The sequence below is a fragment of the Azospirillum brasilense genome, assembly GCF_003349955.1.
In the GTDB taxonomy this organism is placed as follows: domain Bacteria; phylum Pseudomonadota; class Alphaproteobacteria; order Azospirillales; family Azospirillaceae; genus Azospirillum; species Azospirillum brasilense_B.
This window is the reverse complement of record NZ_QLKQ01000034.1, coordinates 21395-42579: the sequence shown is the minus strand read 5'-3', so window position 1 is coordinate 42579 and position 21185 is coordinate 21395. Positions and strand designations below refer to the sequence as shown.

At 69.1% G+C, this 21185-nt stretch carries 20 protein-coding genes; 5 read left to right on the top strand and 15 right to left on the bottom strand.

The annotated features are described in order from the left end of the window. Positions 1-114: 114 nt before the first annotated feature. The 9 genes from DXK32_RS16285 to DXK32_RS16245 all read right to left on the bottom strand — a co-directional run bounded on the left by DXK32_RS16285 (position 115) and on the right by DXK32_RS16245 (position 11137). Positions 115-1212 carry an efflux RND transporter periplasmic adaptor subunit gene (locus DXK32_RS16285; RefSeq protein ID WP_114859471.1) on the bottom strand — a complete coding sequence of 366 codons (1098 nt, stop codon included), beginning with the start codon at positions 1210-1212 and terminating at the stop codon, positions 115-117. Then, the gene (gene entS / locus DXK32_RS16280) at positions 1209-2471 is read right to left on the bottom strand and encodes an enterobactin transporter EntS (RefSeq protein WP_114859470.1); all 1263 of its coding nucleotides are present in this window, start codon (positions 2469-2471) and stop codon (positions 1209-1211) included. Before entS ends, DXK32_RS16285 begins: the two co-directional genes overlap by 4 nt. A 97-nt stretch (positions 2472-2568) precedes the next feature. Then, positions 2569-4572: a TonB-dependent receptor plug domain-containing protein gene (locus tag DXK32_RS16275; protein WP_282184590.1), complete on the bottom strand. Its 2004-nt coding sequence runs from the start codon at positions 4570-4572 to the stop codon at positions 2569-2571. Positions 4573-4708: 136 nt separating this feature from the next. Beyond that, on the bottom strand, positions 4709-6334 hold the full coding sequence (locus tag DXK32_RS16270; RefSeq protein ID WP_114859468.1) for a PepSY-associated TM helix domain-containing protein: 1626 nt from the start codon (positions 6332-6334) through the stop codon (positions 4709-4711). A 42-nt stretch (positions 6335-6376) separates the two neighbouring features. Beyond that, positions 6377-6694, bottom strand: coding sequence for a hypothetical protein (locus tag DXK32_RS16265; RefSeq protein ID WP_114859467.1), 318 nt, complete (start codon positions 6692-6694; stop codon positions 6377-6379). A 3-nt stretch (positions 6695-6697) separates the two neighbouring features. Next, positions 6698-7003: a hypothetical protein gene (locus DXK32_RS16260; RefSeq protein ID WP_247877186.1), complete on the bottom strand. Its 306-nt coding sequence runs from the start codon at positions 7001-7003 to the stop codon at positions 6698-6700. A 221-nt stretch (positions 7004-7224) separates the two neighbouring features. Next, positions 7225-7410 carry a hypothetical protein gene (locus DXK32_RS16255; protein ID WP_114859465.1) on the bottom strand — a complete coding sequence of 62 codons (186 nt, stop codon included), beginning with the start codon at positions 7408-7410 and terminating at the stop codon, positions 7225-7227. Next, a complete protein-coding gene (locus DXK32_RS16250; RefSeq protein ID WP_114859464.1) occupies positions 7407-8594 on the bottom strand; it encodes a PepSY-associated TM helix domain-containing protein in 1188 nt (395 codons plus the stop codon). Before DXK32_RS16250 ends, DXK32_RS16255 begins: the two co-directional genes overlap by 4 nt. A gap of 47 nt (positions 8595-8641) precedes the next feature. Next, complete coding sequence (locus DXK32_RS16245) at positions 8642-11137, bottom strand: TonB-dependent receptor (protein ID WP_247877185.1); 2496 nt, start codon at positions 11135-11137, stop codon at positions 8642-8644. Between the two features lie 438 nt (positions 11138-11575). On the opposite strand from DXK32_RS16245, the gene DXK32_RS33685 reads away from it, so the two are divergent. Then, positions 11576-11917, top strand: coding sequence for a zinc ribbon domain-containing protein (locus tag DXK32_RS33685; protein WP_205215733.1), 342 nt, complete (start codon positions 11576-11578; stop codon positions 11915-11917). On the opposite strand, the gene DXK32_RS32695 is transcribed toward DXK32_RS33685, so the two are convergent. The 5 genes from DXK32_RS32695 to DXK32_RS16220 form a co-directional block, all read right to left on the bottom strand. Next, a complete protein-coding gene (locus DXK32_RS32695; protein ID WP_205215735.1) occupies positions 11844-12131 on the bottom strand; it encodes a hypothetical protein in 288 nt (95 codons plus the stop codon). The genes DXK32_RS33685 and DXK32_RS32695 overlap by 74 nt on opposite strands. A gap of 25 nt (positions 12132-12156) precedes the next feature. After that, the gene (locus tag DXK32_RS16235) at positions 12157-13182 is read right to left on the bottom strand and encodes a FecR family protein (RefSeq protein WP_114859463.1); all 1026 of its coding nucleotides are present in this window, start codon (positions 13180-13182) and stop codon (positions 12157-12159) included. A gap of 101 nt (positions 13183-13283) precedes the next feature. Then, a complete protein-coding gene (locus DXK32_RS16230; RefSeq protein WP_114859462.1) occupies positions 13284-13808 on the bottom strand; it encodes an RNA polymerase sigma factor in 525 nt (174 codons plus the stop codon). Between the two features lie 205 nt (positions 13809-14013). Further along, entirely contained in the window at positions 14014-15324 is a 1311-nt protein-coding gene (locus DXK32_RS16225; RefSeq protein ID WP_114859461.1) for a hemolysin family protein, read from the bottom strand. 437 nt (positions 15325-15761) lie between these two features. Further along, positions 15762-16244, bottom strand: coding sequence for a hypothetical protein (locus DXK32_RS16220; protein ID WP_114859460.1), 483 nt, complete (start codon positions 16242-16244; stop codon positions 15762-15764). 163 nt (positions 16245-16407) lie between these two features. Here DXK32_RS16220 and DXK32_RS16215 point away from each other — a divergent pair, with 163 nt between their 5' ends. The 3 genes from DXK32_RS16215 to DXK32_RS16205 are packed head-to-tail and all read left to right on the top strand — an operon-like array spanning position 16408 to position 19418. Beyond that, positions 16408-17394, top strand: coding sequence for an amidoligase family protein (locus DXK32_RS16215; RefSeq protein ID WP_205215732.1), 987 nt, complete (start codon positions 16408-16410; stop codon positions 17392-17394). Positions 17395-17410: 16 nt separating this feature from the next. Then, entirely contained in the window at positions 17411-18106 is a 696-nt protein-coding gene (locus DXK32_RS16210) for a response regulator transcription factor (protein WP_282184589.1), read from the top strand. Then, positions 18099-19418 (top strand): sensor histidine kinase, encoded by a 1320-nt coding sequence (locus DXK32_RS16205; protein ID WP_114859458.1) that lies wholly within the window; start codon positions 18099-18101, stop codon positions 19416-19418. Before DXK32_RS16210 ends, DXK32_RS16205 begins: the two co-directional genes overlap by 8 nt. On the opposite strand, the gene DXK32_RS16200 is transcribed toward DXK32_RS16205, so the two are convergent. Further along, positions 19408-20232 (bottom strand): undecaprenyl-diphosphate phosphatase, encoded by an 825-nt coding sequence (locus DXK32_RS16200; RefSeq protein ID WP_114859457.1) that lies wholly within the window; start codon positions 20230-20232, stop codon positions 19408-19410. The two genes, DXK32_RS16205 and DXK32_RS16200, sit on opposite strands and share 11 nt — an antisense overlap. 180 nt (positions 20233-20412) lie before the next feature. Between DXK32_RS16200 and DXK32_RS16195 the strand changes: the two genes are divergently transcribed. Further along, positions 20413-21060, top strand: coding sequence for a DedA family protein (locus DXK32_RS16195; protein ID WP_114859456.1), 648 nt, complete (start codon positions 20413-20415; stop codon positions 21058-21060). Positions 21061-21185: the final 125 nt, after the last annotated feature.

Genomic DNA, 21185 nt, shown 5'->3' with positions numbered 1-21185 from the left:
GGTGAGGGGGTTGCGCGATTTTGAGCGTCCGGCAAAAGCGCAACCCCCTCACCGGCCCTCCGGGCCACCCTCTCCCCGGAGGGGAGAGGGTTCATCAACTTGCACTTCGGACCTTCACCCCACCATGTCCGGGACGACCGGCTGGTCGGGGCGCAAACCCTCGTTGCCCTGGACGACCACCAGATCGTCGGGGCGAAGCTCGGGGCTGAGAACCTCCACATGGTCGCCGGAATGGCGGCCCGTGCGCACCGCCACCGGGCGGGCCACCGCCCCGTCGCCGCCGCGCTGCACCACCCAGACGCGGGCGCTGCCGTCGGGATGGCGCTGCACCGCGTCCGCCGGGACCTGGAGCGCGACCTCCGCCATCCCCGGCGCCGGGCCGAGCGCGACGCCGACGCGCGCCGACATGCCGGGCATCAGCCGTCCCTCGGGGTTGGGAAGCGCGATGTGGACGCGGAAGCTGCGGCTGACCGGATCGGCGGCGGGCACCACCCGCTCGACCGCCGCGGCAATGCCGGCCCCCTCCGCCGCGTCGGCGACCAGAACGGTGACCGGCGTGCCGGCCTCGATGCGCCCGTGCTGGCGCTCCGGCACGTCGACGACGACGCGCAGCGGGTCGGTGGCGGTGAGCTGAAACACCGAGCCGCCGGACCCCACCCATTGCCCGCGTTCGGTGCGCCGTTCGGTGACCACCCCGGCGAAGGGCGCGGTCAGCCCGTGGCGCGTCACCTGTTCCCGCTGGATGGCGACGGCGGCGCGGAGCTGGCGGACCTTGGCCTCCTCGATGGCGGCCTGGGCGAGCAGCGTGCGGTAACGGGACTGCGAGACGCTCTGCACGCCGGCCAGCGCCTCGGCCTCGCGGGCCAGCCGCTGGGCGTCGCGCTGGAGATGCTCGGCCTCGGCCAGGGAATGCTCCAGCCGCTCCAGCTCCAGCCGGGCGATGGTGTCGTCGAGCCGCAGCAGCGGTTGCCCGGCCTCCACCCGCTCGCCGGCCTCGACCAGCAGGGCGTCCACCCGGCCTTCGACCTGGGCGGAGAGGGCGCTGCTCTGCGGCGACACCAGCGTGCCGGGGAGATGCAGCGTCTGGCGGACGGGGGCGGCGACCACCGCCGTCACCTTCACCCGCGTCTGGGCGGCGGCCGGAAGGGCCGCGGCGAGCAGGGCGGCGAGGAGGGCACTGTTCAGCAGGATCGGCATGGCGCGGGTCATCATCCGGTTCCCTCCAGGGCGGGATCGCTCATCGGCGCTCCGCGCATCGTGGTGGCGGTGGCGGTCACGGCGGCGGCGAGCGTCAGAGTGCCCAGGCCGAGCGCCAGGATTCCCACGGCGGGGCTCAGCATCGTCGCCAGCAGGCCCAGGCCGATGGTGCCGGCGCTGTCGCCGAACACGTCCTGCGCGGTCCACAGGCTGTTGACGCGGCCCAGCAGCCGGTCGGGCGTGTGGCCCTGGACCATGCTGTATTCCAGGAGCGACGCGATGGAGGTGGCGTAACCGAACAGCACCAGCACGGGCAGCGCCACATAGAGACCATTGGGAAGGCTTCCGGCGGCCCCGATCACGGCGACGCAGGCGAAGGCGCCCATGCAGGCACCGCCCATCGCCAGACCCGGCCGCTCCAGCTGCGCGGCCCAGCCGCTGAGTGCCGCGCCCAGCGTCGCCCCGATGGGAACGGCGCTGTACATCAACCCGGTCTCGAAGGCGCCGCCGCCGAACACCTCCTCGACCAGGGCCGGGAAGAGGATGCGGATGGAGGTGGCGACCGTGGTCAGGCAACCGAGCGCGACCACGCTCACGATGACCTTGTGGCCGAACAGGAAGGCGAAGGCCTGCGCCATGGCGCGCAGCGGATTCTCCCCGGCCTCGCCCTGCGGCATCATCCGGGGCAGGCCGAGCAGAGTCAGAACGGTCAGCCCGGTGCCCAGCGCCGTCAGCAGATAGACCCAGCCGACGCCCAGCCCGGCGATCAGCAGGCCGCCCAGCGCCGGCGACAGGATGGTGGCGACGCGCATCGACAGCATGCCCAGCGCGCGGGCCTGCACCAGATTGGCGCGCCCGACGAGATGGGGCATCGCCGCCAGCAGGGCGTTGACGCCGATGGCTCCGAAGAAGCCGTCCCAGAAGGACAGGGCGTAGATCGCCGGAAGCGACGGGGAGGGCAGCGCCGCGTTGGCCGCCAGCCCGAGGAAGCCCAGGCCGCAGACGCTGCGGGCGACCAGGATCAGCTGGCGGCGATCCACCCGGTCGGCCAGCACGCCGCCCAGCAGCAGGCCCAGGAACATGCCCGTGCCGTCGCAGGCGGCGGCGACCCCGACCTGAAGGCTCGATCCGGTGAGCGCGTAGACCTGGAGCGGCACCGCCACCGACAGCAGGCCGAGCGCCATCAGCGAGATCGTCCGGGCGATCAGCACGCGGCGGAAATCGGGGTTGGTCTTCAGGAGGCTGACATCGACGAAAAGGTTCGACAGGATCATGGGGCGGGCCTTCCCGGCGCCCGCGGCCGGGGGCCGAAGGCGTCTTTGAAAAGCGGGCGCGCCCGCCCCCGGCGCTTAGCCGTGGACGGGCGGCGGATCAGAAGCGGTAGTTGGCGGAGACGTAGTAGTTGCGCCCCACCTCCACCGACGTGAAGTTGACGTTCTTCTCGCTGAGGATGACGTCGGTGATGTTCTTGACGCCGGCCCCGACGGTCAGCGCGTCGGTGACGTCGGCGCTGACGCCCCAGTTCAGCAGGGTGTAGCCGGGCATCTTGCTGGTGCCCTGGAGCTGACGGCCGGTGTAGCTGGTCGACACCGACGTGCTGATGTTGTCGAGCGCCTGCCACGTCAGGGAGGCGTTGACCTTGTGGCGCGGACGGTAGTCCAGCTCCGCACCGTTGCTCTGCTCGGTGTAGAGGTAGGTGTAGTTGCCCGACAGCAGCAGCTTCGGAGTCAGGCTGACCGAGCCGTTGACCTCGACGCCCGAGATGTCGACGTTGTTGATGTTGCTCCAATTGCGGGCGACGGCCACCGGATCGTAGACCGCCTGGATCATGTCCTTGACCTTGTTGTGGAACAGCACGACGCTGCCGTCCCAGCGGTCATGGCGGGTTTCCAGGCCGATCTCGTAGTTGGTGCTGGTCTCCGGTTCGAGATCGGGGTTGCCCGACAGGAAGCAGCGGCCGCCGCAGCTCACGATCCGGTATTCGCGGCTGAGCTGGTAGGCGTCCGGCGCCTTGTAGCCCTGGCTGACGCCGGCCTTCAGCGACAGCGCGTCGGTCAGCGCGTAGACGACGTTGGCGCGGCTGGTGAATTCGCCGCCGAAGATCTCGTGGTGGTCGTAGCGGGTGCCGACCGTCAGGGTCAGCCCGTCGATCAGCCCGATCTGGTCCTGGAGATAGACCGCCTTCTGCCCGATCTCCGACTTGCCGGACTGCAGGAAGGTGTTGGGGTCCTCCACCGTCTGCTTGCGGTATTCCGCGCCCGCGGTCAGCCGGTTGAAGCCGAGCCGGAAATTGCTGCGGCCGTGCAGGAAGAGGTTCTTCTCCTTCAGGTGCCGCTGCTGCGGCGCGTTGAAGGACGAGTTGTAGTCGTCGATGCGGCCGTCTTCGTAATTGGCCTCCAGCAGCGTGTCGCCCCAGCCCCAGTTGCCGCGATGGGCGGCGCCGAAGGTGTTGCGGACGATCTCCTGCTTCTGTGAGGAGAGCCAGCGGTCGTAATAGCCGCGGGGCCGATTGTCGCGGTTCAGGCCGTAGTTGGCCTCCAGCGTCTGGTTCTCGGTGACGTCGAAAGCCAGCGTGGTCAGCAGGTTCGCCAGGTTCTTCTTTTCAAGGACCGGAACGACGCCGTTGTAGCGGGAGTCGTCGTACCAAGCCTGCCGGTTGAAGTACTCCGCGGAGACCGAGGCCGAGACCTTGTCCACGATCGGGCCGGCGGCATACAGGCCGGTGCGGTACTGGGTGCCGCCGCGGCCCGGCTCGACGACGCGGTAGTCGCCGTTGATCTCGCCCGACCATGTGTCGGTCGGCTTCTTGGTGATGATGTTGACCACGCCGCCGATGGCGTCCGATCCGTAGAGCGACGACAGTGGGCCGCGCACGACCTCCACCCGCTCGATGGCCGACATCGGGATCGAGTGGTAATCGAAGTCGCCGCCGCGCCACAGCGCGTCGGAAGTGGACACCCGGCGCCCGTTCACCAGCACCAGCGAATAGTTGGCGCCCATGCCGCGGATCACCACCTCGTCGCGGCCGGTGGCGTCGGTGCGGTCGTTTACGCCCACCGACCGGCTCAGGATCTCCGGCAGGCCGGAGGAGGCGACGCCCTCCTTCTTCAGGTCTTCCGACGTGATGACGGTGGTGAAGGCGGGAGCGGTCAGCGTGCTTTCCGGCGTGCCGGTCGCGGTGACCGTCACCGGACCCAACGTCTGGGCCCCGGCGAGCGTCCCGTCCGTGGCGGCCTGCTGGGCCAGCGCCGGCGTTCCCCCCGCCAGCGCGGCCGCCAGAGCCGCCCCCACCATGGCGGCGGATTTCCCCGCGGCCACCGGACGGCCCGTCGCCGTCCCTGCCTGTGCACACGCCCCCGATGTGCGAATGGTCATGCTCATATCCCCTGATTAGGCATATCCGTAATTGCTAATGCGAATCATTCTCAATTACGCCGTTCGATTGTTAGTGCATATCCCCTACGTCTGCAAGGGGTATGACTCGGTTCGGTTGTTTTTCGGGGTCTTCCAATCACTCAGCCGGGAGTGGCAGCGGCTGCTGACCCATCTCCGATTTCGCGTGCCCGCCCGCGGCCGCCCAAACGCTGTCCCGCGGACCGCCGAGGGCGCGTCGCTCCGCGCTGCGGGCCATGGCGGCGAAGGTCAGGGCGCCGGCCAACGCCACCAGATCGACCCCGATCAGCCCATCCGACACCCACAGGCCCGGCGTGACGAGGCCGAGCAGCGACGTTGCGGGAATGGCGGCGGTGGCCGCCGCGCTGGCCCACAGAAGCTCCACCCCGGCGCGGGACGCCCCGCGCAGGAAAGCCCAGGCGCAGGCGCCCAGGAAGGTTGCGTAATAGACGCCCCAATGCCAAGCGTGCAGGTCGTGCACCATCCCGCTCAGCCATTTTCCGGCGGCGATGGTCAGCGACAGGCCGGCCACGCAGCCCAGGCAGACCCCGACCGTCCCGGCGGCCAGCAGGCGGGTGGCTCGGCTCTGCTCGACCGGCCCCTTCGCCTGACGCTCCGTCCGCCGCCGCGATTCGATCCACAGCAGGTTGCCGGTGTAGAACAGCGCCGCCCCGGCCAGCCCGAGCAGGAAGTAGGACCAGCGCACGATGCCGCCGCCGAAGCTCCCGAAATGCAGCGCGAAGAAGGCGGAGACGGTGGCCGACCATCCGTTCTGATGGCCCGGCATGTATTCGGTGTCGATGATCCGGCCGTCCACCGCCCCCATCAGGACGAAGCCCTCCCGCCGCACCAGATAGCGCGGGTCGTGTCCCCAGACACGCACGGTGGCGGCCCCGGTGCCGGCGTCGTGATACTCCAGGCTGACCGGCTGGAAGCCGGGGGCGAGGCTGTGGACGCGCGTCAGAAATTCCCTGGGGGGCAGCATGACCGCCGAACCCATGTCCTTCGACACCGTGCGGAACGGGCTGCTGGCCGCCGCCACGGCGCGCATCTGTCCGCCATAGACCACGCGGTCCAGCGTGTCGTAGATGTGGTCGTGCAGCCCGAACACCACCGCCGACAGGGCGATGACGAGGTGAAAGGGCAGGCTGATCAGCCCCAGCACGTTGTGGACGTCCAGCCACATCCGCTTCACGTTGCGGGTGACGCGCAGGATCAGGAAATCCTTGACCAGCGACGGCAGCAGGATGATCACGCCCGACACCAGGGCCACCACATAGAGCGCGCTGGCGATTCCTGTCACCGTCGTGCCGATGTCGAGATCGCCCGGAATGCCCACTGTGCGGTGCAGGAAGTCCACCAGCAGCCCGATGCCGGAGGGATTGAGTTGCTCGACCGCCACGCTCCCGTCCGGGGCCAGGGTGGCGGCCCAGGGGGCGGGGTCGAAGCGCTCCTCCGTCCAGGTCAGGCGCAGCGGCGCCTCTCCAGCCAGCGCCGGTTCGACCGCCAGGGTGAAGTCCCGCACCTCCGGCCGCAGGGCGCGCGTGGCGGCGACCAGGTCCTCCGCCCGGTCGAGCGTCGCCGGAGTCACCGCCGCCGGCGGCGTGATCCAGCGTTCCAGCGGGTCCTTGAACATGGTCAGGGCGCCGGCATAGAAGCAGACGAACAGGATCAACCCGGTCAGGATGCCGGTCCAGGTGTGGAGCTGACGGTAGAGGCGCACGACGTCGGTACGGATGGCCATGGCTCGGCTCGCGGCTGTGAGGGCGGGACGGGTGGCGAAGGGTCAGGGCAGCAGTGGACTGCGCGCGGCGAGCAGCGCCGTGTGGGCCAGGATGTTGGCGCCGCCCAGCCACAGCCACGCCTGACGCCCGCTGCGGAACAGGAAGCAGAGGCTGGCCACCCCCAGCCAGATCGGAACGACGAGCCACATGACGAACTGCAGCTTGTTCACCGCCGCCGGCCCGCCGGGGCCGATCCAGGCGAACAGCCCCGCCATGGCAATGGCCAGCGCGAATCCCAGGATCACCCCGGCCACGCCCTTGCTCCACCAGTCAGGACGGATCGGCGCCGGCGCGTTGCGGGCGGAGGAGGCGTCGGCCATCGCTCAGCCCTCCCGGCGCGCGAGCATGACTCCGCGGGCGGTGGCGGCGAAGGGCAGGATGGTGAGGAGCAGCATCGCGACGGTGAGGCTGGTGAACAAAGCGGTCACCGGATGCATCACCACCGACCACAGCAGCCACCCCTCCAGCAGGGCAAGCGTCCCGATCATGCGGCTGCGCCGGCCGGCCAGCGGGCGGGCCAGCCATTGCTGGCGCGGTGCCGAAAGGTAGAACCCGGCGATTCCGACCACGGTCGCGGCCAAGGCCAGCCCGTGAAAGGCGGCTTCCGCCATCGATGCGTTTCCAATCATGGAGCGCCATCCGATTTGGTGGAGAAAGCTCAGGTTCTGCCAATCAGGAATTGAATTTGCAAGTGATTCCTATTTGCATCTAAAGACCCTGCGGCGATCGGCCACGGGGGGCGGTTCATCGCCCGGCGCGGAAGCCGCATCCCCGTGGACCGACATGGGCGCCGACGCCCCAGCCCGCCGGTCAACCCGATGTTTTATCGTGGGTGTATCGTGAACGGTTATCAGCGCCCGCGTTTGCGCCAGGACCAAGCCGCGGTGAGCACGGGGACCGACAAGGCGACCCAGGACACGGCGTCGACGACGCCGTCATCCAGCAGGGCGGCGACCAGCCCGACGGCGGTGACGAGCGCGATCGCCAAGGGAATTCCGAAGACCGCCAGAGGCCGGAAGGGAGTGCGCGACGTCATTCCGCGGCCCCTCCGGCGGCGCCGCGCAGGCCGGGTTCTGCGGCGACGTGATCCTGGGCATGATCCTGGGCATGATCCTGGGTGCGGCGAGCCTGGACGAGGCGGCGGCGGGCGATCCACAAATACAGGCCGCTGCCGAGGATGACGATGGTCAGCAGATCCAGCACCGCCCACAGAACCTTCATCGGCAGCCCGCCATAGTCGCCGAAATGCAGCGGCTGCGACAACCGCAGCGCCAGCATGTACCAGGGCATGGAGCGCATGTCGGTGAAGGCCCCCGTCTCGGCGTCGATCAGGGCGGGGGTGAGGATCCGGTTGGTGGCCGGCGTGGCTCCCTTCAGCCACACCGCGTAATGGTGGTTGCTGGTAAAGCGCACGCCGGGGAAGGCGACGAATTGCGGCCGCATGCCGGGGGCGGCCTCCATGGCGGTGCGGACCGCCGCGTCGACCGAGGCGAAGCGCTCCGGAACCGGCTTGCCCTCGTAGGGGGCGATCATCGCGGCCAGCTCGTTGGCGCGCCAATAGGCGACCAGCGGCACGGACAGGGTGTTGATGACGCCGGTCAGCCCGACCACCACCACCCACATCAGCGTGACGATGCCCAGCATGTTGTGCAGGTCGAGCCATTTCAGCCGCCGGCCGCGCCCGGCCCGCACCGTACCGAAGGACAGCTTGCGCATGAAGGGGGCGTAGATCACGACCCCCGACAGGGTGGCCAGGAACAGCAGGAAGCCCATGAAACCGAGGAACAGCTCGCCGGGCAGCCCGGCGAACAGGTCCACGTGCAGGCGCAGCATCACATGCATGAACCCGCCGTCGTCGTTCAGGTCGGCCAAAATCCGCGTGGTGCGCAGATCGATGGCGGAGATGTGCATCTGCGACACCGGAGGGCGGGCCCCCGGACCGGTGGTGACGTTCACCACCGGCCGGTCCACGTCGAAGCTGAGGAACAGCGGACGCTCGCCGGGGTAGGTCGCCAGCGCCGACGCCACCGCCTCGTCCAGCGACTTCAAGGGCGTGTCGGCCGGCATGGGCGGAAGCGTGTCCTCCGCCGTCAGCGCCTCGATCTCGTCATGGAAGATCAGGGGCAGGCCGGTCAGGCACAGCAGCAGCATGAAGATCGTGCAGATCAGGCTGGTCCATTTGTGGATCACAGTCCAAATCCGGATGGTTCGGTTGGTCATCGCGCGCCCCTCATGCCCCCCTCATGACTTCGCCGGGTCGGAAACACTTAGAAGTCCACCGACACCGACAGCTTGGCCGTCAGCGGGGCGCCCTGGCTCAGGTAGCCGCCGGAGGCCGACGCCCAATAGGCCTTGTCGGTCACGTTCTCGACCGCCGCCCGGATGGTGACCGGACGGTTCTGCACGTCGGCGATCATCCGCGCGCCGACGTCGAAGCGGGTCCAGCTGGGAATCTTTAGCGTGTTGGCGGTGTTGAGATACTGCGATCCGGTGTGGATCATCCGCCCGGTCACCGTCACGGTGGGGAAGGACGCGGGGAGGAAGGGCAGGTCCCATTCGACGTTGGCGTTGAACTGGTGGCGCGGCACGCCGACGGCGTCCTTGCCCTCGGTCGCGGCGCTGCCGGTGTCGCTCAGCTCCGGATCGATGAAGGTGGCGCCGCCGAGCAGCCGGACGCCCTGCACCGGTTCGCCGTACAGCATCAGTTCGATGCCGCGGTTGCGCTGTTCGCCGGACACGCTGTAGACGCGGGTGAACGGGTCGGTGACTCCGCTGGGCTGGGTGGTCTGGAACAGCGACAGCGCGCCGCCGAAGCTGCCGAAGTCCAGCTTGCCGCCGACCTCGTACTGGACCGACCGGTAGGGCTCGAAGATCTCGCCGGAGTTGACCGCCGTGGACGGGGCGGTCGGCCCTTGCGCCAGCCCCTCGATCCGGTTGGCGTAGAGCGACAGCGTCTCGACCGGCTTCACCACCAGCCCGACCACCGGAGTCAGCGCCGACTGGTCGTAATCGGAGGTGCGGGCGCCATTGGCCCGGTTGTAGCCGCGCACCTGGATGTTCTGCTGGCGCAGGCCGGCGGTGACCATCACCCGGTCGTTCAGGATCGACACGGTGTCCGACGCGTAGACGCTGCGCAGCACCGACTCGCTGACCTTCGGCGGATCGCCGACCATGCCGCTGGCCGAGGTCGTCGCCGGGCGCGGCAGTCCGACCATGGTGTAGAGGTTGATGGCGGAGGTTGCGCCGAACTCGAAGCCGTTGTTGTTGGTCGTCCGCAGCGCGGAGGCGCCGGCGTTCAGCTGGTGCCGGAACGGGCCGGTCTGCAGGTCGGCCCGGACGCCGCCCTGGCCGGTGACGGTGTCGTCCTCGCGCGGGACGGTCAGGCGCCGGACCGTGCCGGTGCCGTCGGGCCGCGTGATGGTGGGGGAAGCATAGTCGCCGTCCTCGCGCATGCTGCGCAGGCCGAAGGCGCCGTAGGCGGTCAGGTTGGGCAGGAGGTCGTATTCGGCGCGGATCTGGCCGAAGGTGTCGCGCATCCGCGAATAGCTCCACGGCTGCGCGTAATTCTGCGAGGCCGACGGCACCGCCGGGACGAAAGTGCCGACATAGACCACCGGACGCCCCCGCTCCACCCGCTGGGTCTGGGTGCCGACGTCGAGCGTCACGCGGGCGCGCTCGCCGCGGTAATCCAGAGCCAGGGAGCCGAGCGTCAGCCGCCGCTCCTCGCCGTCGATGGCGGTGTCGCCGCCGCGGACCGCGGCGTTGGCGCGCACGCCGAATTGCTTGGCGTCGCCGAACCGGCGGCCGACATCGGCGGCCAGGCCGAGCCGGCTGTCCATGGCGTAGCTGGCGGTCAGCCGGGTCAGCGGGTCGTCCTCCGCCCGCTTGGGCACGAGATTCACGCCGCCGCCGATGCCGGACCCGCTGGGGGCCGCACCATTCAGGAAGGCGTTGGCGCCCTTCAGCACCTCCACCCGTTCGAACATGTTGGTGGCGACGATTTGGCGCGGGGCGGTGCCGTACAGGCCGTCGACCGACAGGTCCTCCCCCGCCAGCTGGAAGCCGCGGATGACGAAGCTCTCGGCGAAGTTGCCGTAGCCAAGGCTGCTGCGCACCGCCGGGTCGTTGGCCAGAACGTCGGCGATGGTGTCCGCCTGCTGGTTGCGGATGGTTTCGGCGGTGTAGCTGGTGATGGAGAAGGGAACGTCCATGGCGTCCTGGTTGCCCAGCGCGCCGATGCGCCCGCCGCGCGCCACCTGACCGCCGGCATAGGCCGGGGGCAGGGCGCCGGGGCCGGTGGCGCCCCGGCTTCCTTCGACCTGCACCGGATCGAGCAGGACGGCGTCGCCGGCGGCCACACGCTCGACCGTCACGGTCTCGGCGTTGAGGAAGCGGGCGGCCAGCCCGGTGCCGGACAACAGGCGGTTCAGCCCCTCGCGCGCGGTCATCGATCCGCTGACGCCGGGAGAGTTGACGCCCTGGGTCACGGCGCCGGGGCTCAGCACCTGGATGCGCGTGGCGGTGGAGAAGGCGGCAAGCGCCCCGTCCACCGACTGCGGCGCGATGGCGAAGGTCACCGGGCCGGCCTGGATCGACTCCTGGCCCGCACCCTGGGCCGACTGCGCCAGGGCCGCGGAGGCGCCGGACAGCAGAAGGCCCGGCACGATCAGCATCGTCGTCGCCAGGAGCCGTCCCAAAAGCCGCTTCGGGACCACGCGCTCCAACCGGCCATCCTGGACGCGGTCCCGGCGTCCGTTCGTCACACCCGTCGCTTCACACTTCACTGATGTCATCGCTCGCCTCTGTCGTCCGGTGAGAGAGCGCGCCGCTTTCTGCGATTGCGTCTCATTCTCTCCTTTCCCGATCATGACGACGGGCGCGTGGAGAACCCTGGGAAGTTTTTTTCAGGGTCCGCCGTTTTTTTCGGCTGTTCGCCTTTCGCGGTTGGAAAGCAAAAAGGACGCGAACAAACGCGCGCGGCGTGTTCGTCCGTCTGTGAGGCTGCGACCCGGCCCGCGACACTCCGCCAGTAGCCCGGCCTCGGCGCCGATTGCAAGAAGCCGGGTGATCTCGCTGGACCAGATGGCCAGCGGAGGGGCGGGCTCATACGACGCCGAGCGGATCAGAACCGCTATTAAGGGTTGATCGCCTGCTGACGTGTGAGCCATAAAAAGAATCTCAGACATGAAGGGTTCGTAATTATGGAAATTATTGTTGTTTGGATCATCCTGGCTATCGTGGCAGGTGTGCTCGCGCGACGTAAGGGCCGTAGCGTTCCCGGTTGGGTAGCTTTAGCGCTCTTATTGACTCCTCTTACCATCCTGATCCTACTTGCTCTGCCTAACCTCGACCAACAGAAGCCATCCGAGTCCGTGCGCGAGCAATGGGATCGTGAGAACCGCCAGAATTCGAGTCCAGTCGCATCTTTTGAGGAAGACACTAAAACATGTCCGCGTTGTGCTGAAACGATCAAGCAGGCGGCTGTTGTTTGTCGGTTTTGCGGACACGAATTTGGTAACGCACAAAAAATTCATGTGGAATGAAGCAACCCCGCGTCCCAACGGGACGCGCGAGGTCCGCATCCACGACCTGCCCATTCACGGCAAGCGCGTCGGCATCTGATTCGACCGGCAGCGCTTCCTGTGCCCCGATTGCAGCAAGAGCTGCGCCGACCAGCCAGACGCGCTGGTCGCGTTCAGGGCGGACCTGGACGAACTGGCCAACCTCACCCAGGCCATCGAGCGGGGAGCCGATCAACCGCGAAAGGCGAATAGCCGTTTTTTCAGCGGAGCAGCGTCAAGTATGGAGTGATGCGGGTGGCGCGCACGCCGAGGCCGCGCTCCAGCGCGTCGAGCACGGCGTCCGGCCGGTCGAGCGCGAAGACGCCGGACACGACGCGCTCCGCCGCCTCGTCGTTCAGCAGGATCACCCGGCCCGGCCATTGCCGGTTCAAGGCCGCGATGACCGAGGCGAGCGACTGCTGGCGGAAGACGATCTGCCCTTGGCGCCATGCGAAGGCGACGGCGGGGTCCGCCGCCCGTGGACCGGTCACGCCGTCGACGTCGGCCTCCGCGCTCTCGCCGGGGCGCAGGCGGACGCTGTCGGGCCAGGGAGCGTTGCCGTTGGCGTTCCGGTGGGCGGCGACCTCGACCAGCCCTTCGCCCACGGTGACCGTCGTGCGGTCGCTCTCGCGCCGGACGCTGAACTGGGTTCCCAGCACACGGGCGGCCCCCGCCCCGCCATCGACGACGAAGGGATGATCGGGGTCGCGCGCGACGTTGAACCACGCCTCGCCGCGCAGAATCCGCACGCGCCGTTCGCCATTCTGATAATCGAGCGCCAGCGCGGTGTCGCCGTTCATCTCGACCGTGGAGCCGTCCGGCAGCGTCAGGGTCCGACGCTGCCCGGTCGCGGTCACCTGATCCGCGACGGCATTCTGGTAGAGCGCTGGCCCGCGCCAGACGCCGAGGCCGCCAACCGCCAACAGGATCGTCATCGCCGCGGCAAGGCGCCGGATGCCGGCCGACGCGGGGCGGCGAGGAAGGGCGCTGCGGGACTCGGCGTAGGCGGCGCGGGCGGGTTCCTTCAGGTCGTGAAGGAGGGTCTGCAGGCCGGCCCAGGCGTGGGAGTGGGCTGGGCTGCGGGCCAGCCAGTCGGCAAAGGCGGCGCGTTCCGCCGGCCGGACGTCGTCGGATTGCAGGCGGAAGTACCACGCGTTGGCTTCCGAGAACAGCCGGTCCTCGTCCGGTTCGCCGTTCGCCGGTTCGCCGTTCGCCGGCTCGCTGCGCTGTCCGTCCTGATGATCCATCGCGTCCCGCTGAGCGCTCCAGTTGTCTCGTGTTTGGATAGACGGTCGAGGGCGGCCGATCCCTCAAAGAAAATGACCGGCCGGGACCTTCACCCCGCCCATCATCGCAGCGGGCGCCGCTTCATGTGCGCACGGCATTGCTCCAGCGCCGTGCGCAGATGGTACTCGACCGTGCGGGGGGAGATGCCAAGCCGCTCGCCGATGGCGCGGTAGGACAAGCCCTCGACATGGTAGAGAAGGAAGACGTCACGGGTTTTGGGCGGCAGGGAGTCGATGGCGCCGCGCAGCCGGGCCATGGTCTGGTTCCGCTCCACCACCGCATCGGCCGCGGGGCCGGAGGAGGGCAGATCCTCGTCGGGCGGTCCGGCCTCGCGCTGGCGCTGGCGCTTGGCGGCCCGGCAATGGTCGAGCGCCACGCGGTCGGCCACCACATACAGCAGGCCGGCCGGGTTCTGGATCGCCTCGCCATCGGGCAGACGGGCCAGCCGCAGGAAGGCATCCTGCGCGAGATCGCCCGCCGTCTGCGGGTCCCCGGTCCGCCGCGTGATCGCACGCTCCACGCGCAATCGATGCGCATCGAACAACTCGGCGATCTTGCGCGCCCAAGCGCCGACGGGGCCCGTCATCGGGCGTTCCAAGATTGGAGGGCGTCGGGCGGAAAAAGGCGGAGGGTGTCGGTCACAGATGGGCGGATTGGCCGATGCGATGAAACCGGCACCCGTGGGGCCATCGCCTGGGATGCCGGTCACACCGGTATAGCCGCATCGGACCTATAATGCGAACTGTTCTTATTATCAAAAACAGCCGTTGGTTTCCGAGCCGGCGCCGCCGTTATTCAGCGGCCGCGGCGGACGGATCGGGCCGGGGAACGACCAGCAGCTTGTCGATCCGGCGGCCGTCCATGTCCACGACCTCCACCCGGACGCCGTTCCATTCGAACGCTTCGCCGGCCACCGGAACGTGGCCCAGATGATGGAGCACCAACCCGGCCACCGTGTGGAAGTCACCGGTGCCGCGCACCCCGCGCAGCCCGACGGTGTCCTCGAACTCGTCCACCGGCATCCAGCCTTCGACCAGCCAGGACCCGTCCTCCCGACGCACCGCCGCGGTCTCCATGGCCTCGCCGACGTCCGGGAGATCGCCGGCAATGGTTTCCAGGATGTCGGTCAGCGTGACGATGCCCTCGATGCTGCCATACTCGTCGACGACCACCGCCAGATGGTGGCCGGAGGTCTTCATCAACTCCAGCAGTTTCAGGATCGGCGTGCCGTCATGCACGACCAGGGGCCGGGCGACCTGGGCCTCCAGGTCGAATGGCCGGCCTTCGACGAGGGCGTCGACCAGATCGCGGGTGTGGATGACGCCGACCAGCTCGTCGAGTTCACCGCGGCACACCGGGTAGCGGGAATGGCCCCCGGCGCGGATCGCCGCCAGCTGGTCGGCCTGCGTCTTGCCCAGATCGAGCCACGCGACGTCGGGGCGCGGAATCATGATGGTGCGCACCGTCCGGTCGGCCAGCCGCAACACGCCGTCGATCATCTCCTTCTCGGCCGGAGCGAACACGCCGGCCTGCGTGCCTTCGGAGATCATCGAGCGGACCTCCTCCTCGGTGACCGATTCCTCCCGCGCCCCCTGCAGGCCGAGCAGGCGCAGCAGCAGGTCGGTCGACGCCCCGAGCAGCCAGACGAAGGGAGCGGCGACGCGGGACAGCAGGCGCATCGGCGGGGCGATGAGCGAGGCCACGCGCTCCGGGCTTTTCAGCGCGATCCGCTTGGGAATCAGCTCGCCCAGGACGATCGACGAATAGGTGATGACGACCAGCACGCCGCCGACGCCGAGCAGTTCACCGCGTCCGGCCAGGGCGGGAAAACTGTCGAGCCACTGGCCGAGCCGGTCGCCCAGCGTCGCGCCGCCGTACGCGCCGGCGACGACGCCGACCATCGTGATGCCGATCTGCACCGTGCTGAGGAAGCGGCTCGGGTCATCGATCAGCCGCAGCGCCATCCGGGCGCCGCCGTTGCCCTGATCGGCCATGCTTTGCAGCCGGGTCTTCCGCGACGAGACGACGGCCAGCTCGGACATGGCGAACACCCCGTTCAACAGGGTCAGCGCGACGATGATGGCGATTTCAAAAGACAGCATGACGGGCGATTCCAGGCGTGAGGGCAGACGGCGGGCTCCAACGGCTCAGGGGCGGTTGGGCTGCTGACCACGGGTGTGAGCCGGGCGGGGCGAGGGGCGCCCTGGCCTGGTTCCAGCACCGGCTCGACGCCGGGCTTGGCCGCCAGGGCGTGTCGGGCCGCGGGTCTGCGTCTTGGGAATCGCCCGAATCGGGCTGCGGGGGAACGCCGCAGGACATCCGGTCGGGCCGGGTACCCTGCGGCCCACAAGGGCCGCTTGAAACGTTCATGGTGTCCCCGGCCGGTCGCCGGGGGCGCTCCGTCATTGTTGCACCTGCCCCGATCATGTGGTTTCGGCACGCCTTCGCGCAACCGTGAAGTCGGGGTGGTAGCCCGAAACCGTTGGTGGCACCCATGAACGGTCGGGGCGCGCCCGCCCCGTTCCGCCTGGGGAAGCCGTCAGATCCGGATCTGTCCGTCCAACGGCTTTTCCGCCGGTTTTTCCGCCGGTGCTGGCGGGAGGACGCCGTCTAGGGCCCGTTTCAGGGCCTCCAGGCCGGCCGCCGTCGATCCCTTCGCCGATTCGACCGCCCCGGTGATCGCGATGCACAAATCCAGACGCTGCTGCGGATCATGGCGGCTGGATTCGAGCAGGCGGCCGATGGCGCCGGTTCCGTCCTCGGTGCCGGATTGCGACTCCGCCGGATCGATGCCGAGCAACGGCAGGATGTACTCCCGTCCCTTTTCCTTCGCCAAGGCGACGGCGCGGTCGCCGAACGTGCCGGCGGCCTGCAACCCCATGTCCCAACTGGTGAGGGCGGCGGACACCGTCGGCGAGCAGAGCGGCCCGGTGCCGGCCGCCGGGTCGGCCGCGGCGGCGGGAGTGGCGACGCACAGGCCGGCGGCGATGACGAAAGCTGCGGAGCGCGCGGTGATCAGCATGGATTCAAGGTTCCCCAAGTGACGTCCGCCTATTTGGGGGCACGACCATCGCGCGTCCAGTCGGGCCTTGTGTTGAGGTCGGACCCTGGGCGCGACCGGTGTCCATGACGGGAATTTTGTGCGTTGCAGCGGACCATCTTGGAAACCGGAAGCGCGGGGCCACATGCGGGGCATGCGCAATCATGATCCCCCGCCGGCCGACGTTTCCCTGCCCGAACGTCGCACGAGCGTTCACCGATCCGCTTTCCGCTTCCAGCGACCGCCGTCGACGCGAACCGCGCAAGGGGCGATCCGGCGCGTGGGGGTGGAGATCGAATTTCTGGGCATCAGCGCCCGGACCGCCGCCCAGACGCTGGCGCGCGCGTTCGGCGGGACCTGCGACGAGGAGGACCCCCACGCCTTTCACGTTCCGGACACCACGATCGGGCGCCTAAGCGTCGAACTCGACGTGCGCCATGCCCATCCGCGGCGGGCGGCGGCGGTTCAGCGCGTGCGCCTGAACCCGGCGGTGGCCGCCTGGCTCGGCACGGCTTTGGAAGGCATCGTGCCGCGTGAACTGATCACCGCGCCGCTCCCGTTCGACGAGTTGCACCGCGTGGACGACGCCGTGCGCGCGCTGCGTGATGCGGGTGCCCGGGGCGCCGGGGCGACGTGGCTCGGGTCGCTGGGGCTGCATTTCAACATCGACCCGCCCAACCTCGACGCCGACACGATCACCGCCGTGCTGAAGGCGTTCCTTCTGCGAAACGCCCATCTGCGCCGCGGGACGACCGATCAAGGACCAACCCCGGGCTTCCTGCCCGCGCCCTATCCCGACGACTATGTCCGCCGCGTCGTTGCCCCGGACTACTGGCCGGATCTGCCGACCTTGGTCGAGGACTATCTTGCCGCCAACCCGACGCGGAACCGCGACCTCGATCTGCTGCCCTTGTTCCTGCACCTCTTCCCGGCCCGGGTGAGGGCGGCGCTCCCCCATGAGAAGATCGGAAGCCGGGCCGTCTTTCATTACCGCTTGCCGCAGGCGCATGTCAGCGATCCGGCCTGGAGCATCGCGGGCGCCTGGAACGGCTGGGCCGGCGTGGAAGTGCTGGCCGCCGATCGCGACGAACTCGTGCGGCTTTGGCGGTCCCTGCATGAACGGGCGGCGTGATGTCAGCGAGGTCAATGTGAGACTGTTGCTGGTGGAGGATCATCAGGCCCTGTCGGAGATGGTCGCCGGCCATCTGGCGAGGGTCGGCTTCGTGGTGGATTCCGTCGGTTCCGCCGAGGATGCGATCACGGCGCTCGGGATCACGCGCTACGACGGCATCGTGCTCGACATCGGCCTGCCCAAGGCGAGCGGCATGGCCGTCCTGGAGCATGTCCGGCAGCGGGCGTCGCAGGCGGTGCCGGTGCTGATCCTCACGGCCCGCGACGCTCTGGAGAGCCGTCTCGCGGGGTTGAACGCCGGGGCCGACGATTATCTGGTCAAGCCCTTCGACCTCAGGGAACTCGAGGCGCGGCTGCGGGCCATCCTTCGCCGACCGGGGCCGCGCCAGACGGAGTCCTTCGCACTCGGCAACCTCACCTTCGACGTTTCGTCCTGGGACGCGCGGGTGGATGCGCGGTCGCTCGACCTCGGGCGCAAGGAGTTCGCCCTGCTTGAGGAGCTGATGCGGTCGGCGCCGCGCATCGTCATCAAGGACCAGCTTGAGGACAGGCTGTATGCCATCCACGAGGCCGTCACGCCGAACGCGATCGAGGCGATCGTCTCCCGCCTGCGCAAGAAGCTCCAGGCGGCGGGCGCCTGTGTCCAGATCGCGACGGTCCGCGGCGTCGGCTACAAGATGACGGTGGAGGCGCGGGCGCTTGCGGATGAATAGCCTGCGCTCCCGCCTGCTCCTGGTCATGGCGCTCGTCTTCGCGCTGGGGGCGGGCAACGTCGTGATCTATCTGCTCGACCTGGACGAGGACATCCGCGCGCACGTCCTGAACGAGCAGGTCGACACCCTTCTCGCCGCGGTGACGCCCGCCCCGGACGGTTCGAATCTCGGCGCCCTTCCCGTGCAGTTCTCCGCCTCGGACTGGCGCTACACGCTCTACACGCGCTCCGCCGAACTCATCGCGAGCGCGCCGGAGGGGGCCGCGCCGCTGCCGTTCCGCAGTCCGGAGGCGTTTCCGGAGACCACGCGGGCCGCCATCACGGCGCGTCGGATCGGCGACGACCGCGTCCTCGTCGCGAGCCGCAACGACTGGGAGGACTGCGAGGAGCTGTGCCAGCTGTTCCGCGAACGCATGGCCGGGTCGTCCGTCGTCATCGCGATCCTGGCCGCCATTTCGCTGGTGTCGATCATTTTCCTGGCGCGCTGGATGCTGGGCTCGGTCCGTCGCGCGGCTGACCTCGCCTCGACCATCGGCGTCGCCCATCCCGACCGTCGCATCCCGCTCCGTGAACTGCCGGAAGAAATCGTCCCGCTGGCGATCTCCGCCAACCAGGCGCTGGACCGCCTGTCGTCGGCCTACGAAATCGAACGGCGATTCACCGCCGATGCGGCCCATGAGCTGAGAACGCCGCTCGCGGTGCTTGATCTTCGGCTGCAAAAGGCGCGCGCGGAGCGAAGCCCCGATTGGACCGCCATCGCGCGGGACATGGAACAGATGCGCCACCTCATCGAGCAGCTTTTGGCCCTGGCCCGCGCCGATCAGGGTGGCGGCCGGCGCCCCCACGGGCCGGAAGCCCGCGTCGGGCTCGCCAGGATCGTCCGGGAGGCCGTTGCCGACATGCTGCCGGCCTATGAGGCGGCCTCACGCACGATCGACGTCGCCGTCGCCGAGGGGCTGGTCGTCGAGGACGCGCACCGGCAGCTTCGCCAAGCCCTGAGGAACCTTCTCGACAACGCCTTCCGCCACGGGCGGGGCCGGGTCTCGGTCTCCCTCGCGAGCCAGGACGAGCGCACGGCGGTCCTGCGCGTGTCCGACGAAGGGGCGGCGGTTCCCCAGGATGCCGGGGATGTGCTGTTCGAGCGCTTCCACAAGGGCGTGCCGAACTCGCCGGGGTCCGGGCTCGGTCTGGCCATCGTCCGTCGCATCCTGCGCAACCTAGGTGGGGAGGCCCGCATCGGAACCGGCCCCACCTTCGCCATCGAGCTGATCGTGCCGCTCGCCGTGGCCGAGGCCGACGCCGTCAGGGGGTGATCACGCCAAGCTGCAGCAGCGCCAGCAGCGCGATCCCCAACACCGTCCGGTAGATCACGAACGGCATGAAGGAGGCCCGCGACACGAGCTTCAGGAACGCGACGATCACGATGTAGCCGACCAGGAAGGCGACGGCGGTCGCCACGATCGTCGGGGCGAGGGCGACGTGCTGCGGCTCCCCCCAGGATTTGACGAGCTGGTAGAAGCCCGAGCCGAACACCGCCGGAACGGCGAGGAGGAAGGAGTAGCGCGCCGCCGCCTCCCGCGTGAAGCCCAGCATCAAGGCCGCGGTGATGGTGCCTCCCGACCGGGACACGCCGGGGATGAGCGCCATCGCCTGGGCGAAGCCGAGCAGAAGGCCGTCGCGCCACGACAGTTCGGCCAGCATCTTGCGCCGGCGGCCGTACCGGTCCGCGAGGCCGAGGATGATGCCGAACACGATGAGCGTGGTGGCGACGATGTAGAGGCTTCGCAAGCTCGTTTCGATGGCTCCGCTGAACAGCAGGCCGAGGACGACGATGGGCACGCTGCCGACCACGATGAGCCATCCCATGCGCGCGTCCTCCGGGACGTGCCCGCCGATACCCGATGTCTGGCGGATCATCGCCGTCGCGATCCGTATCAGGTCCTCCCGGAAATAGATGAGGACGGCCAGTTCCGTGCCGATCTGCGTGATGGCGGTGAAGGCCGCGCCGGGATCGGCGCCGGATGGCAGGAACTCACCCGCGATCCTGAGATGCGCGCTCGACGAGATCGGCAGGAACTCGGTCAGGCCCTGCAAGAGCCCCAGCACCGCCGCTTCCCATATCTGCATCGTCCCGTCTCCGTTTCTTCTTGGTGTGGTGTCCGGCGGCAGCCTGCCGTCCCGAGCTGACGCGCACCTGATGCGGGTATGCGATTCCGCGGCAGCGGCTGGAAGCCGTCAGGCCCATGTCAGCCGCCACGGCTATGCTGTCTCTCCGTTCCCCTGAAACGGTCAAAGGTGGATCACGTCATGGACGCAGCCGTCGAGATGGCCATGCATTTCCTGGAACGCCATCACGACTGGGCCGGCCCGGTCGTTGCGGTCCTGGCGTTCTGCGAGTCGGTGGTCCTGGTCGGCCTCGCCGTGCCGGCGACGGCCCTCATGATCATGTTCGGCACGCTTCTGGGGCTGGGCATCATCGACCCGGTCCCGGTGGTCGCCGGAGCGGTCCTGGGAGCCATCGCGGGCGACGCCGTGTCCTACAGCCTGGGGCGCTGGCTGGGGCCGGCGGTGGTGTACCGGCGGCCCTTGTCCCGCTACCGGGGGGAGGTGGCGAAATCGCGCCTGTTCTTCCGCCGGTACGGCTTCGCCGCGGTGTTCATCGGGCGGTTTCTCGGTCCCCTGCGCTCGATCGTCCCGCTCGTCGCCGGGATGATGAAGATGAACGGCCGCCGGTTCCAGTTCGCCAATGTCGCGTCGGCCGCCGTGTGGGCGCCTGCCATGCTCGCGCCGGGATGGTTGGCGTCGGCGGGCGCCGGCAGCATCGCCTCCGACGCGACCGGCTTCGGCGGGGTGATGGTGGCCGCCTTCATCGGCAGCGTCGCGCTGACGGTCCTGATCGCCGGGGCTCTCGGCTCGCGGCGACCGGGCCGCCGAGGCCGGCAACGGTCGTCCTGAGGAGTGGCGGGGTCCGATGACGCACCCGCGGGCTTTTCCCTTACCTGCCATGTAATCGCGCGCCGTTCGCGGAACGACGATGCTGCGGATGTCCGGTCGAACCGGACCATCACGGCGGCGGGTGC